Source organism: Geodermatophilus normandii, assembly GCF_003182485.1.
Taxonomy (GTDB): domain Bacteria; phylum Actinomycetota; class Actinomycetes; order Mycobacteriales; family Geodermatophilaceae; genus Geodermatophilus; species Geodermatophilus normandii.
Window position 1 is genome coordinate 2,680,307 of sequence record NZ_QGTX01000001.1, and the last position, 14,769, is coordinate 2,695,075.

Consider the following 14,769-nt stretch of genomic DNA (forward strand, 5'->3'; position numbering starts at 1 on the left):
CCGTCCGCCGATGTGCCGATGAGGTTAAGTGACCCAACCGACAAGAAGCTGGCTTCTGCGGGGGTGTCCCCCCATCCAACGACGAGTGAGGTTGAAGTGACAGGAGGTGGCGGATGAGCCTCGAGGAGCTGCCGCTCCTGCGTCGGTACCGCACCGGCCGAAATGATCTAGTCCGGGACTTCTATGTCCCGTGCCTGTCAGAGGCGCGCAGCTATCGACGGGCGGTTGGCTACTTCACCTCTGGTGCGCTCGCGCTCGCTGCTCAGGGCTTGAGTCGCCTGGTCGAACGCGGCGGCGTCGTAGAACTCGTTGCATCGCCTCACCTTCAAGTCGAGGACATCGACGCTCTCCGGCGTGGGGTTCATGCTCGAAGCGATGTTGTCGAACGTGCACTCCTGCGACAGCTGGTCGAGACTCCGTTGGCAGCCCAACGCCGCCGTCTCGAGTTGATGGCGTGGCTACTCGCGGAGGGCCACCTGGACATCAAGATCGCCGTCATGTCCGGCCGTCACCACGGGATTTTCCACGAGAAGATCGGCATCTTGAGTGACGGTACAAGTGCGGTTGCATTTACGGGATCAGCGAATGAGACGGAAGCGGCTCATGTCGGGAACTTCGAGTCGTTCAGTGTCTATAGGAGTTGGGATTCCGGTGAACGGCCTTGGGTAACAGAGATTGATCGGGACTTTAACGACCTCTGGCATAACGCCACTCCGGGGCTGGAGGTCATTGACTTGCCTGAGGCCCTGAATGCGGCGATCATCCGGGTTGCTCCAGCCGATGGCTACGCGCCGCTTCCAGACCTCGAGGATACGGAACGGGCTGCAACAAATTCGGAGCGGCATCCCATGGGATTGCCGATGGCGCCAGCGCATCTACAGGTCAGGGACTATCAGCGGCAGGCCATCCGCGCTTGGTTCGATGCAAGTGGTCGAGGCATCTTTGAGATGGCCACTGGAACCGGCAAGACCATCACGGCGCTCACACTCCTGCAGCAACTTCGCCGCGGCCTGCATGAACGTGCCAATCTGCCTCTAGTGGTGCTTGTCGTATGTCCGTTCGTCAACCTCGTCGCTCAGTGGACGCGTGAGCTGAGCGCCTTCGGCGTCCGTCCCATCGTGGCGAGCGAGAGTAGCAACTCGTGGAAGCAGCCCCTGAGAGACGTTCTCGCGGGGGTTCGACTGGGAGCCATGGACTTCGCGGCAGTTGTGACGACGAACAGCACCCTGGCCGGACGGGCCTTTCAGGGGCTGGTTGACCAGTTCCCGAAGCACACGCTCGTCATCGCTGACGAAGTACACAATCTCGGCACGGAGCGGCTCGCCGCGGCATTGCCGAGAGCGCCATATCGATTAGGGCTCAGCGCTACGCCCGACCGGTGGATGGACGACGAAGGTAGTCAACGGATAAGGGACTACTTCGGACAATCAGTCTTCCAGCTCCCTCTGCAGGAGGCGATCGCTCAGGGGTATCTGTGCCCCTACGAATACCGTCCCCTGATAATCAATCTCCAGGACGACGAACGGGAGCGCTACCTGGAGCTGTCATTGAAGATCGCTCGCCTAGCTGCCGTCAACGGCGGAGAGCTCGCTCCAGCGAATAGCGGAGGGGCTCTTCAGCTGCTGCTGTTCCAACGATCACGGTTACTAGGTGCGGCCAGGAACAAGCTTGCAGCAGCGCTAAGGGCCGCGGGGCAGCACAGGTCGGAAGGAGGCCTCGTCGTGTACTGCTCGGATGCTGCGGACCTCGGTGGGGCCGAGGGAGACTCCACCAAGCAGATCGACCAGATCGTCAGCGGGCTGTGCCTGCCGCCCCTCTCCATCGCCGCTGCTCGCTACACCTACAACGAGCCGCCGCGGGTGAGGGCGGACCTGGAACGCCGATTCGCGGATGGGGTTCTCGACGCATTGGTTGCGATCCGCTGCCTCGATGAAGGTGTTGACATTCCGAGCATGCGAACAGCGATCATCATGGCCTCCACCACCAACCCCAGGCAGTTCGTCCAGCGGCGAGGCCGCGTCTTGCGCCGCTTTCCCGGGAAGGACAAAGCGACCATCTACGACCTCGTCGTGATTCCAGGAGACCCGGCGGAGCTGCCGCCCGACGTCTTCAATGTCGAGCGTCGGATCTTCCGGAGAGAACTGATGCGAGTCGTCGAGTTCGCGCGACACGCCGAGAACTCAACGGAGGTCCTGCACGACCTGCTCGAGTTGCGAGCGGCCTGGAATTGTCTCGACATCTAGGGAGGGAACATGTCAGACGCGTCATCTACGGCTGAAGAGGTTGCGCGCATATTCAAGTCGCTCGACGTGGACGCGCAGCGAGTGCTCCAGGTGGTCATCAGGATCGAGCATGAGCACTTGCACTTAGGGCGACCGCACGGCATCGCGGGCGAACTGCAGAGCGCAATCGAGAGGGCAATCCAGTGAGGCTCATTGAACTGCGGATGCGCAACTTTCGTCAATTCGAGGGCCAGCACGTCCTGGCGTTAGCGCCGGATGGGTCCCGGAATGTAACCGTAGTGTACGGAGCCAATGGTGCTGGCAAGACCACATTGCTCAACGCCTTCACCTGGTGTCTCTATGGTGAACTCAGTCGCGACTTCATGTACCCGGACCGCCTGCTGAGTGACTCCTTGTGGAACGGAATGCCTGTCGGGCAGACCGAATCGGCTGTGGTGGGCCTCGACTTCGAGCATGAAGGTGACCACTTCACCCTCACTCGAACAGCTCGAGTCGCGAAGATCAGCAGCGATGCGGTGCAGAAGCCGGTGGTGCAGGCTCATCTCGTTCGACGTTCCATCGACGGGGCGATCGACGTGAACAACCCGAACGACTTCGTGGATACGGTGCTACCCAAGCGGTTGCACCATTTCTTCTTCCTCAACGGCGAGCGCTTCGAGCACCTACTCAGTGCGGACGCGTTTGTGGACATCGAGACCGCCATCAAGACGATCCTCGGTATCGAGATCATCGAGCGAGGGGTGGCTCATCTCAAGGATGTTGAAAAGCGTCTGAGCGCTGCCTACCGAAAGTTGGGCAACGCGCAAGAGGCGCAGATCCTGAACCGCCTGGAGGACGCGCAGGGGCGCTTGGAGCGGGTGCAGGAGCAGCAGCGGACGAACGAGATGAAGGCTCGGCATGCGGGCGAGGAGATCTCACGTCTTGACGAGCGATTGCGTGAACTCGAGGGGTCGCGGCGCCTTCAACAGGATCGGGACAGGCTGACTGCTCAGTACACCGCAGATGAGGAGAGGCGTAAATCTGCTCTGGCGCGCAGGCTGGATCTGATCGGACAGCGTGGCTTCCTCCCCTTCGTGGCGGAGGCAGGGGAGCACGTGTGCGCCAAGTACCAGGAGATGCGCGAGAAGCGCGAGATTCCACGGCCTGTGAAGACGCAGTTCATCGACGACATCCTCGAACACGGCGAATGCGTGTGTGGAACAGACGTCAGCGCGGACGGTCCGGCACGAAGGAAGCTGGAGTCGTGGCGGTCGAAGGCCGGCAAGCCCGAACTGGAGGAGGCCTGGACTGCGCTTGGGGCAAAGGTTGCCGAGTGGCCGCTATTCCACCTACCGGAGCTCCGTAAACAGCTGGACGACATGGATGCCGAGGTTGCCCGACGAACGGCATCGATGAGCTCCGTGCGTCAGGAGCTCAGTGAGTTGTCCCGCAAGCTCGGTGAGGCGGACGAGGAGGACATCCGAGGCCTTGAGGCCCGTCGGGCACACGCTGGTCGGGACCGCGATGAGCTGTTGAAGCAAGCAGGGGAGCTCAAGCGCGATCTCAAGGCAGCTGAGTCGGACCTCCAAAAGGCGCAGGTGGATCTACGAATGGCGGAGGCCGCCAACAAGGAAGCGGCCATAGCTCAACGTCGGGTGCTGGCGACGGAAGACGTCAGGCGCGCCCTCGAGACGATGCGCGGGCTGAGGACCCGTGACGTGCGTGAGGAGCTGGATTCACGCATCAAGAGCGTGTTCTCCCAGGTGGTCAAGAAGCGTCAGGTCCCGCAACTCTCCGAGTCGTTCGAGCTCCTCCTCCAGGAGGAAGTCAACGGACAATGGGTGCCGAAGGCGATGAGCACAGGTGAGGCTCAGGTGCTCACCTTGTCGTTTGTGGGCGGATTGGCTGACCAGGCTCGCGCCACGTACGCGACCCGCAAAGCGGCACAGGCCAATCCACTCGTCAGCGCGTCTGGCGGCATCTTCCCCTTCGTCGCCGATGCCATCTTCGGAACACTCGATGAGAGCTTTCGCCGGGAGGTGACTCGTCTCCTCCCGAACCTGGCACCACAGGTGGTGCTGTTCCTATCCAAGGCCCAGTCGGCAGGCGAAGTCCGGGCACAGCTGGAGGAGAGGGTTGGCGCAGTCGGGTTGATCACGTCTGTCATGTCCCGCTCTGACGTCCAAGGCGAATCGATCACCTTGGATGGACGGGAGTACCCGTACGTGTCGGTGGACCGAGGTGCTGTCGCTGACACCTCCTCGCTCACCATGGTCAAGGCTCCGGAGAGCGTCCATGTCTGACATCGGTGGGACCTCGGTGCGACGAGCCGCCGACAAGGCGGAACTACTCGACACGCTGCTCAGAAGCAAGGACGGAGGAGCTTTCGGCACGTACCGCGACGCACTCGTCTTCGCCGCAGCTGTGGGCTGGCGACACCGTCGCAAGCAGCCGGTCGAAGGCAACGCCGGCCCCATCGATTGGGGCACCATGATCAACAGATTCGGAACCGAGCAATTAGTTGACGTACTGGCCTTCGAGGACTCCGGCGATGTGGACATCCTCGCCCCCAGCCGATTGCCGGAACGCGTGAGGACATTCGAGTCCTACGCGAACGGGGGACTCGAGGTCATCAGCGAGCTGATGGGTGTGAAGGCTCTTTCGGGTGCCGAAGCTGTGTACGAGCTGTTGCGGGAGGCGCTGGACGACCACCATGTGGATGCGACCGATGGGCCAGACCTGAGGGACCTAGGCAGGGCGCTCGGTTTGTAGTCTCAGGTCGAGTTCGTCGGGCGGTCACATGTCGAGCCATGTGGCCGCCCGACGCACGTACGTCGCTGCGACGAAGGGCTTCGGCGCCACCCGTGCGGAAGGCACATTGCGGAGCTGGCTGACGACCAGTGGTGGTCACGCCACCTTGGCAGCGTGGAAGACGTCGGCCGGCAGGGCGTGGTCCAGCTGCCACAGGATGCGCATGGGGCGCTCGCCGGTGTGGGACACGTAGGTCATCGGCCCGGCGTACAGGTAGGGCGGCGTGCCGAGCGTCCCGTCCGCCGTCTTGGACTCGCGGACGAACAGGTGCACCGACGTGCCCATCTCCCGATGAGTGATGTAACGCTGCCCTGTCGTGGACCGCTCCGCCGTCGCGTTCTGCGACTCCCACTGGAAGAGCGTCGGCGTGATGGCGTGGTCGGCGTACATCGTGGTGGGGGAGAAGTGCGCCTCCGTCTTCTGCAGCGTTACGAAGAAGACGTCGGCGCGATCGCCCGGCACCCAGCGCACGCCGGAGCCCCAGGTGCCGTTGAGGTCCTCGAGCCCAAAGGCCGCCAGTGCCTCGTCGCGGCTGTAGCGCGCATGGAGGTGCAGCGGTCTGTCGCCGGCCTCGCTCAGCGGGCGAGCCACCCGGTGGATCCGTTCGTGCAGGACGTCGCTCAGGTCGACGAGTTCATCGGCGCGGCCCCGGTTGGCGAGCAGTCGAGCGAGCGAGGTCTCCATGCTGCTGAACGGCGTCCGCGAGCCGAACAGCGAGAAGTGCAGCATCGCGGCCAGCCGCCGCAGTCGCGCGCTGGCCTGGGCGGCGTCCGGCCGCGTGGTCGACTGGAAGAACCGCAACCGCTCGAGGTCGTCGACGTGCAGCATGCGGCCGAGCGCCCCACCGAGCGCGGCGTCGTCCGGGCCGGGAGTGTCCTCGACCCAGCCGGCGGCGCGCTGCAGGTCCAGCCAGCTGCGACCGTTGCCGCGGTAGAGGTCCTCGAGCTCAACGCCCGTCTCCTCGAGGAAGTCAGCCAGCGACGGCGACTTCTCCCGCTTCGCCTCGCTGACCAGCCCCTTCCACGACACGCTCAGCGACTGCTTGATGTTGTCGAGGACGATCCGCTGCGCCACACGGTCGAGCTCGATGTGGCACCCCGTCGGGAGAGTGGGGAAGCCCTGCTCGACGTCCCGCTGCACGCCTCGTCGCGAGCTGCCGGTCAGCGCGCGGAAGCGCAGGTCGAAGCGGAACTGCTTGTGCTGGGCGCCGATGAAGTCCAGGACGGTCAGGCAGGCCTTGTCCTCGGCCAGGCGCAGGCCGCGACCCAACTGCTGAAGGAACACCGTGGCGCTCTCCGTGGGGCGGAGGAAGAGCACGGTGTCGACAGTCGGGATGTCGAGGCCCTCGTTGAACAGGTCGACGGCGAAGAGGACGTTGACCGTCCGGTCGCGTAGCGCGGCCAGAGCCGCCGCCCGATCTTCTCGAGACGACGTCGACGTCACCGCGAGGCTCGGGATGCCGGCCCGGGTGAACCGGTCGGCCATGTACTGCGCGTGCTGGACGCTCACGCAGAACCCGAGGGCGCGCATCCGGCCGGGGTCCTCCACCTTGTCCTTCACCGCCTGCAGCACCAGCCGGACGCGGTGGTCGTCGCCGGTGTAGACGTTAGTCAGCTCGGTGGTGTCGTAACCGCGGCCGCGCTTCCACCGCAGTTGGTCAAGCGCGACGTCGTCGTGAATGCCGAAGTACTGGAACGGAGCGAGGAGGTTCTGCTCGAGTGCCTCCCACAGCCGCAGCTCGACGGCGGTGCGTCCGTCGAACCAGGTGCGGACGTCGGCGCCGTCTGTGCGCTCGGGCGTCGCCGTCAGCCCAAGTAGGACGGTCGGCTTGAGGTGCTCGAGCAGCCGCCGATAGGTGGCCGCCTCCGCGTGGTGGAACTCGTCGACGATGACTACGTCGAAATGCGTGGGATCGAGCTCGTCGAGGTTGAGCTGGTTGAGCGACTGGACGGAACCGAACACGTGCCGCCACTCGCCGGGCCGTTGGCCGCCCACGAACAGCTCGCCGAAGTCCCCCTGGCGCAGGACGTGCCGGAACGTCGACAGGCTCTGGGTCAGCAGCTCCTCGCGGTGGGCGACGAACAGGAGGCGATCGACCATGCCGCTGTCGCGCAGGCGCCGGTAGTCCAGCGCGGAGACGACCGTCTTGCCGGTTCCGGTCGCCATCACGACGAGGTTGCGCCAGCGGTTGTGGACGGTCCGCTCGGCGTCGAGTGCCTCGAGGATCTCCTGCTGGTAGCCGAACGGGCGGACGTCGAGGGTCGTGATCTCGATGGGGAGATCCGACGGGCCACCGCGCTCCGCGGCCAGTGCCTCGCGGAGCCGGTCGCCGTCGCGGTGCGGCTCGTAGGTCTCGAACGACGGGTCGAGCCAGTAGCTGTCGAAGGTCTCGGCGAACGTGGTGAGCAGGTGCGCCTGCTCGACGTTGGACAGCCGCACGTTCACTCGAGGCCGTCGGTCAGGGCGGTGCGGGAGAGGTTCGACGAGCCGACGTACGCCGTCGACAGCCCGGTGGCGCGGCGGAAGAGCCAGGCCTTGGCGTGCAGCCGGGTCGTCCGAGTCTCATAGGAGACCTTCACCTCGGCGCCCAGCTCGACCAGGCGGTCGAGGGCGCGCTGGTCGGTGGCGCCCATGTACGTGGTGGTGATGACGCGCAGCCGGCCGCCGCGCTCGCGCAGCTGGGTGAGCTGCTTCTCGATGACCCGCAGACCCTGCCACTTGATGAAGGCGCACAACAGGTCGACGGAGTCCGCGGAGGCCAGCTCGCGGGCGACCTCGAAGCCGATGCGCGGCTGACCGCGACCGTTGACCAGCAGGGCGCTGGTGGACATCGGGACGGCCGGTCGCTCCGGGAAGGTCGCCGGGCCGGGCGTGGGGGAGGGCTGGGCGACGGCCAGGAGCGTCCGCGGTGGCTCGACGACGGCGTCCTCGGGGGCGGCCGCGTCCGGAGCCAGTGCGGTGATGGCCTTGACCATGTCGTTGGCCAACGCGACCTGGCGGCCGACCGCGGCCCGGTCGCTGCCGCCGGCGATGCGCAGGGCTCGCGATGCCAGCTCGGTGATGTGGCGGGTCAGCGCCTCGTGCGCGTCGACGGGGTCGAGCTCACCGAGGGAGACGAGGTCGGCGTCCGTCCCGGCCAGTCGACCGTGCAGTTCATTCGTCAGCAGGTGCTCGTAGACGCCGGGCGTCAGGTCTCCCACGGACGCACGGTAACCGGAACGGGACCGTCAGCTGGTTAAGCCACCGGTGAGGACGTCACGTCTCACCGCATCAACCAATGTGGCCGCGCTCAACCCCAAGAGTCGTCGCCGGCTACACCACGACGGCTGTCCGGGGGTGTAGGAAGGCGATCCGCGTACCAACGCGGGTGGACGCGACCGCGTCCTCGATCATGGACGCGTAGGCCTTGAGCTGGGGGCGGTAGTACTGGGCGCGCGCGGCGATGGCCTCGGCCGGTATGGCGTCGGTCTTGTAGTCGACCACCACCAGCGAGCCGTCGTCCTCGCGGTAGACGAGGTCGACGTAGCCCTCGAGCACCGTCCCGTCGTCCTGCACCGTGCCGACGTACATCTCCCGCCAGTGCTCCCGCACGGCTGCGCGCTGGACGACGTCCGTGGACAGCGCTGAATGCACCAGCGCCGTCACCACGTCGGCGTGACTCTCGACGCCCTCGGCGACGCACTGGGCGGCCACCGCGTCCTCGAGCCCGGTACCGGTGGCCAGGTCGACCGACTGCAGCACCCCGTGGACTGCCCGCCCGATCGCCGTCCCGTACCGGCCCTTCGACCACGCCGGCAGCTCGACGTTGACCGGTCCCTTGGCGCGACCCGGCGGTTCCGCCTCCGCTGCGAGGGCGACCTCCGGCTCCGTTCCCTCGAGCCCCGACGCCGACACGGCCGACGTGAGCGCACTGGCCACCCGGACCTCGTTGAGCCCGGCGAGCCACTCCTCGTAGTCCTGCGGCGTCCTGGGCGCTGAGGCCGGGACGCGCACGCGGTGGCCGTCGAGCAATTGAGCGACCGACCATGTCCCCGCTCCCTCGACCGCTCGCCCCTCGTTGGTGAGGAGGCGTGCGGCCGACTGGGTCTTGTAGCCGTCGCACCGGTGCAGCGACACGACCAGGTGGTCGCGTGCCCGGGTCGCCGCCACGTACAGCAGACGGCGCCGCTCCCGGTCGTCCATCTGCTCGTCCACCGGCGCCGCGGCGGCGAAGTCACCGGTCGTCACGTCCTTGCGGAGCGACACCGCGTATCCGCCCGCGGCCGGCCACAGCACCCGGACGCCAGAACCGCGCCGCGGCGCCGCCGTCATGCCGCTCATGACGACGATCGGGAACTCGAGGCCCTTGGCCGCGTGGATCGTCATCACCCGCACCGCGCTGGCGTCAGTCTCGGGCAGCGCCGCCTCGACCACGCGCGAGGACTCCTCGCCCTGCTGCGCGGCCCAGGTCAGGTAGGCGCGCAGCCCGCCGTGCTCCGACTCCGACCACGCCCGCGCCTGGTCGACGACGAAGCGGAGCCGGCGCCACTGGTCGCGGGCGCGCGGCCCGGGCGCTGCCACCTCGAGCATCCGCCGGTCCGTGACCAGCGCGGTGAGCACCTCGCTGGGCGCCATCCACCGGGATCGGTGGTGCAGCCGACGCAGGTAGCTCAGCGCCCGCGCCACGGGGTGGTCCGCGCGGGCGGCGTCCTCGGGGGCCAGCAGGTGGAACGACCCGCCGTCGCGCTTCCAGGTCCACAGGTCGTCGTCGCCGCAGCCGAACAGCGGCGAGCGCAGTGCGGTCACGAGGGCGAAGGCGTCACTCGGGTCGGCGACGGCGCGGGTGGCCGCCAGCAGGTCACGGACCTCCTGCGCCTCGTACACCAGGGAGCTCGCCTCGGCCCGGTACGGGATGCCGGTGGCGTCGAGGGCGTCCTCGAGCGCCTCCAGCGACGTCCGCGACGGCACCAGGACCGCGACGTCGTCGAGCCGGGCGGCGCGCCACTCGCCGCTGGTCGAGTCCTTGACCGGCCACTGCTCGGCGATCGCCCGCTGGATGCTCCCGGCGACGTCCGCTGCCTCGCGCCTCCTCAGCTCCTGGGCCGAGACCTTGCCGGGGTGCTCCTCGGCGCCGAGGACCACGACCGCCGGCGCCTCGCCCTGCGGCTCGCGGTGGGCGTCGAGTGGGGTGTAGGCCGGCTGCGCGTCCTCCTCGGCGGTGATCAGTCGGCCGAAGACGGCGTTGACCCACGAGACGACGGGCTCGACCGTCCGGAAGTTGGTCGTCAGGTCGACCCGGCCGCGGAGCACCTCCTGCGCCCGCAGGTACATCGCGATGTCGGCGCGCCGGAACCGGTAGATCGACTGCTTGGGGTCGCCGACGACGAACAGCGAGCCCGGCGGGACGACGACGTCCTCCCAGCGGTCCTCCACGGCCCCGGCGCCACCGGCGATCCGCACCGCGAGCTCAATCTGGATCGGGTCGGTGTCCTGGAACTCGTCGAGCAGCAGCCGCTGGTAGCGGGACCCGAGTGCCGCCCGGACGTCCGCATCGCGGCGGAGGAGGTCCCGGGAGAGGACGAGCAGGTCGTGGAACTCCAGCCGCCCCTCGGCGCGCCGGCGGTCGGCGGCCTCGATGACCCCGGCGGCGATCCACCGGCTCAGCAGCCGCAGAGTCACCTCCACGACCTCGGTGACCAGCTCGGCGGCGTCCGCGAGCAGCTCCTTACAGCCGTCCTTCAGCTCGGTGAAGGCCACTTTGCCGCCCCAGTTGCCGGCCTGCCCGAAGCTGAGCTTGAGGCCGGCGGCCTCCCGGAGGATTTCGAGCCGCGCCTCGAACGTGGCGGCCGTCCCCAACCGCTCGCCCCAGGCGCCGAGGCCCCGCAGGTGGGGGAGGAACTTGTCGGCGTCGTCGGCGCACTCGTCGGCCCGAGCGGCCAGCTCGGCGGCGCGGGCGACCATGTCCTCGAGACCGCGCAGCTCGGCGGGTGAGGGAGCGTCTCCAGCGAGCACGCGCTCCTGGACGAGGTCCCAGTCGGCCGTGAAGAGCTTCGCCAGCGACCGCAGGTGGTCGAGTGTCACCCCGGCGGCCATCGCCAGTAGCAGCGGCTCGGCGACGGTGTCGTCGTCGAGCAGGCGGCGACGCTGCTCGGCCCACCGTTCCTCGAAGGCCACGGCCGAGCTGAGCTCGTCGGCGACCTCGATGAGCGGCGGGAGCCCGGCCTCGATCGGATGCTCGCCGAGGATCCGCTGGGCGAAGGAGTGCAGGGTGCCGATCGCCGCGCCGTCGAGGTCGTCGAGCGCCTGCTCGGCCCGCTCGCGCTCATCGCCTTTCCGCACGGCCCGCTCCAAGGCGGCGCGGAGCCGGTCACGGAGCTCGGCGCCGGCCTTCTCGGTGAACGTCACCGCGGCGATCGCCCCCATGGAGACGCCGTCGTGCAAGACGAGCTGCGTGATCCGGTCAACCAGGCTCTTGGTCTTGCCCGATCCGGCGCCGGCCTCGACGAAGAGCGTCCGGTCGGTGTCCTCGCGGATGGCGCGGCGCGCCTCGTCGTCCGGCAGGGGAGTGCTCACGCGTCGGCTCCGTCGTCGGTGGAAGGCAGCGGTTTAACCAGGGCGACCAGCGCACTGAGCCGGGGGTCGTGTCGGATGCTCTCCCAGCGCGCGCGGCCCGTGCCGTAGCCGATGCCATCGGAGTTGCAGTACCGGCACTGGACGTACGTGACGTCGGCGTCCCTGGGCGGCCGGGCGGGGAAGAGCCCGGACCGGATGCCGGAGACGATCGTCTGCACCGTCTCGGCGTAGAGCTGCTCGACGTCGTCGCTGAGGGGGACGGCCATCCGGTCCTTGTGCCGGCCGACGAACCAGTACGCGGCCTCGACGACGGTGTCCTCGTCGCCGTGCGCTGCGCGGGCGGCGTGTGCGTAGACGGGGAGCTGCAGCTTGCTGCCGCCCAACAGGGGGTCGTCCGGGCCGAGGCCGGTGAATCTCTTGCTGCTCCCGCTCTTGATGTCGGTGACGAAGAGCGTGCCGTCCTCGCCGACGTCCACCTTGTCGGCCGAGCCGCGCATGAGCACGGTCCTGCCGTCCGGCAGCCGGATCGCCACGGGCGCGGTCCCGTCGACGCCAAAGTGCAGCTCGCTGGTGACCACGCGCGCCCGGTGCTCGGCGCGCCAGACGTCGTCCGCGGCGAGCATCGCCTGCAGGTCCGCCTGGATGCGGGCCAGCGTGCGCTGCCACAGCCGCGGGTGGCCGGTCCGCCCCTCGGCGGTGAAGCGTTCGGCCAGGTCGGCGGCGATCCCGGCGAGCCGCTGGCGCTGCTCGTCGCTCCACGGCTCGCCGTGGCCGGGCAGCCGGCCCTCGTACTCCTTGACGAGGCCGTCGAACGCCTCGTGCATGAGCGTGCCGAGGTCTGCCGGGCTGATGTCGAGGAGGTCCTCGGGCTGCTCGACCGGCTCGATGCGCAGCAGCCGGCGGATGAAGTAGGAGTGCGGGCAGTCGACGTACTGCTCCAGGGCCGTCGGCGCGACCGACCGGACGCCGTCGGCGAAGTCCGGGAGGCCGTCGGCCACGTGCGTCAGGTCGCCGTCGAAGCGGGTGAACCGGCCACTGCCCCGGTTGGTGAGGACGTCCTGCGCGGCGTCGACGACGGCGTCGTCGAGCACCACGCCGGCCGAGGCCGCCTGGGTGCGCCACTCCTGCTCGCAGGCGGGGCTCCCCGTCGACAGCAGCGAGCCGGCGAAGGACGGCGACGTCGTGAGCCCGTCGATCCGGGTGGACTCCCACTCGGTGGCCGCCAACCCCGGCTCGCCCGACAGGACGCGCAGCGAGGGCAGCAGCCACCGACTGGGCAGGTGCCGGCCCTTGGTCCGGAGGTCGCCGCGCGGGAAGGAGGCGACCACCTCGGGCGCGGCGGCGAAGGCGGCGAGCAGGTGACGGCGGCTGCTGTCGACGCGTTCGCGCGATCCGAGGAGTTGGCCGGCGGATGCCTCGCGGGCCCGCTCAGGGAGCAGGGGGTCCTCCCGCAGTCGGCCGGGGAAGACGCCCTCAGCCAGGCCGACCACGAAGACGGCATCGAGGTCGAGCCCGACGGCCGCGGACACGGGTGCGACGAGGACGCCGTCGCCGAAGCGCCCCGCCCGGGGAAGGGCGCCCTCGAGCTCGCTGCCGAGCGTCTCGCGCAGAGCAGTGAGACCGGCCGCAGTGCCGAAGCCGTCGAGCGGCTCGAGGCCGCGCAGCGACCGCTCGAGCGCGGCGGCGGCGTACTGCTCCTCCCGGGGCAGCGCCGTCAACTCGTCGGGCTCGCCGATGAGCGCGTGGAGAAGCTCGAGTGCCCAGCCGCTGAGGTCACGCCAGCTGACGAGCCGAAAACCCCGGTGCAGTTCGCCGCGGAGGTGTGCCGCGAAGGCCCGCAGCGCCTCGGCGTCGGCGATGTGCGCGCTGATGCCGTCGAGGACACCGGGAGGCGCGTCGCCGGCTCGCGCGGCGACGAGACGGTGCCGCTCGTCCTCGATGTAGCGCCTCAGCCGCTCGTCCCAGTCGGTGCCCTGCACGACGCCGGCCGAGCGGGAGATGCGCTCCCAGCGGGACACGGGGACGCGTGTCCCTCCCGGTGTCCGCATCGGTGCTGCCGCCAGGGCCCGGAAGAGGTCGGCACGGGGGACCTCGTCCTTGGCCAGGTCCAGCAGTTCGAGGAACGCCCGGGCGATGGAGCGCTCGTGCACGGGGCGAGTGCCCGGGCCGTTCACCGTGATCCCCGCGGCAGCGAGGTGCTCGTGGAGCAGGCGGGCGTAGGGGTCGGCGGCGGTGTACAGGACGGCGACCCGGTGGGCCCTTGTGGTCCGCAGCTTGCCGACGACCTCGCGGACGACGCAGCGCACCTCGTCGTCGGCGTCCGAGGCGGTCAGCACGCGGCTGGCCACGGGGGCCTGAGGTGCTGCCGGGGCCGCGACGCCGATGCGGTCGAGTGAGCGGTGCACGGCGGCGTCCGCCTTGTCGTCGCCGGTCAAAGCGACGACGGTGTGCAGCGGAGCGGACCCGGCCAGCGCCCGGATGAACTCCGCCTCGGACCGGGTCAGGGACTGGGGGAGGTACAGGACGACGGCTCCCGCCTCGGCGGCCCGTTCCGGTCGCTCGAGACAGATGCGGGCGGCAGTGCGGAGGAGGTCGGTCTCGTCGTACCAGGACGGGGCGAGGGCAGCGCGCACGTCGCGGTGCAGCCGGACCAGGTCGGGTCCGAGGGAGAAGGACCGGGCGACGGCGTCGAGGCCGTCGTCGTCGAGGTCACGCAGTTCCTGGCCGGCGCGGACGAGCGCCTGCACGGTGGCCGGGTGGTCCGCCACGGGCGCGAAGACGCCGCCGTCCTTCAACGCCATTCGCCAGGCTGCGGCCACGACCGGCGCGGTGGCCGGCCGACGCGGGTGGAGCGCCGGTGCGGCGAGGCGCTCGGCGAGCCGGACGGCGGTGGTGGGGAAGAGAGCGGCGATGCCGCGGTGGTGCTCGTCGAGTCCCTGTGCCACGAAGCGGCGGGCGACGATCCCGGCGATGTTGTTGGGCATCAGCACGGTGACCGGGGCGAGTGGATCGCCCGCCTTTAAGTCCCGGACGACGTCCCGGAGCTCCTCGAGCGCAGCGCGGCCGTACGCGGTCATTCATCCCCCGTGGTGTGAGACCGCGCGGGACCGTAACAACGCTCAAGGGACCTGAGGGGCACTTCGGCCACGGTCACCCGGAAGCGTCATGCTCAGGTGACACGTCC

The 14,769-nt window shown here is 68.8% G+C and carries 7 protein-coding genes; 3 read left to right on the forward strand and 4 right to left on the reverse strand.

Features of this window, described 5'->3' with window-relative positions:
* The first annotated feature begins 113 nt into the window (after nucleotides 1–113).
* The 3 genes from JD79_RS13135 to JD79_RS13145 all read left to right on the forward strand — a co-directional run bounded on the left by JD79_RS13135 (nucleotide 114) and on the right by JD79_RS13145 (nucleotide 4,994).
* Entirely contained in the window at nucleotides 114–2,243 is a 2,130-nt protein-coding gene (locus JD79_RS13135; protein ID WP_110005883.1) for a DEAD/DEAH box helicase family protein, read from the forward strand.
* 182 nt (nucleotides 2,244–2,425) lie between these two features.
* Nucleotides 2,426–4,525, forward strand: coding sequence for an AAA family ATPase (locus JD79_RS13140; protein WP_110005884.1), 2,100 nt, complete (start codon nucleotides 2,426–2,428; stop codon nucleotides 4,523–4,525).
* Nucleotides 4,518–4,994 carry a DNA phosphorothioation-associated protein 4 gene (locus JD79_RS13145; RefSeq protein WP_170149193.1) on the forward strand — a complete coding sequence of 159 codons (477 nt, stop codon included), beginning with the start codon at nucleotides 4,518–4,520 and terminating at the stop codon, nucleotides 4,992–4,994. The genes JD79_RS13140 and JD79_RS13145 overlap by 8 nt, the downstream gene beginning before the upstream one ends.
* Before the next feature lie 135 nt (nucleotides 4,995–5,129).
* On the opposite strand, the gene JD79_RS13150 is transcribed toward JD79_RS13145, so the two are convergent.
* The 4 genes from JD79_RS13150 to JD79_RS13160 form a co-directional block, all read right to left on the reverse strand.
* Nucleotides 5,130–7,472, reverse strand: a complete 2,343-nt coding sequence (locus JD79_RS13150; protein WP_211307959.1) for a DUF3427 domain-containing protein — start codon at nucleotides 7,470–7,472, stop codon at nucleotides 5,130–5,132.
* 2 nt (nucleotides 7,473–7,474) lie between these two features.
* The gene (locus JD79_RS23075; RefSeq protein WP_211307960.1) at nucleotides 7,475–8,233 is read right to left on the reverse strand and encodes a phospholipase D-like domain-containing protein; all 759 of its coding nucleotides are present in this window, start codon (nucleotides 8,231–8,233) and stop codon (nucleotides 7,475–7,477) included.
* 112 nt (nucleotides 8,234–8,345) lie between these two features.
* Entirely contained in the window at nucleotides 8,346–11,585 is a 3,240-nt protein-coding gene (locus JD79_RS13155; protein ID WP_110005886.1) for a UvrD-helicase domain-containing protein, read from the reverse strand.
* Entirely contained in the window at nucleotides 11,582–14,662 is a 3,081-nt protein-coding gene (locus JD79_RS13160) for a PD-(D/E)XK nuclease family protein (RefSeq protein WP_110005887.1), read from the reverse strand. The genes JD79_RS13155 and JD79_RS13160 overlap by 4 nt, the downstream gene beginning before the upstream one ends.
* Nucleotides 14,663–14,769 lie beyond the last annotated feature (107 nt).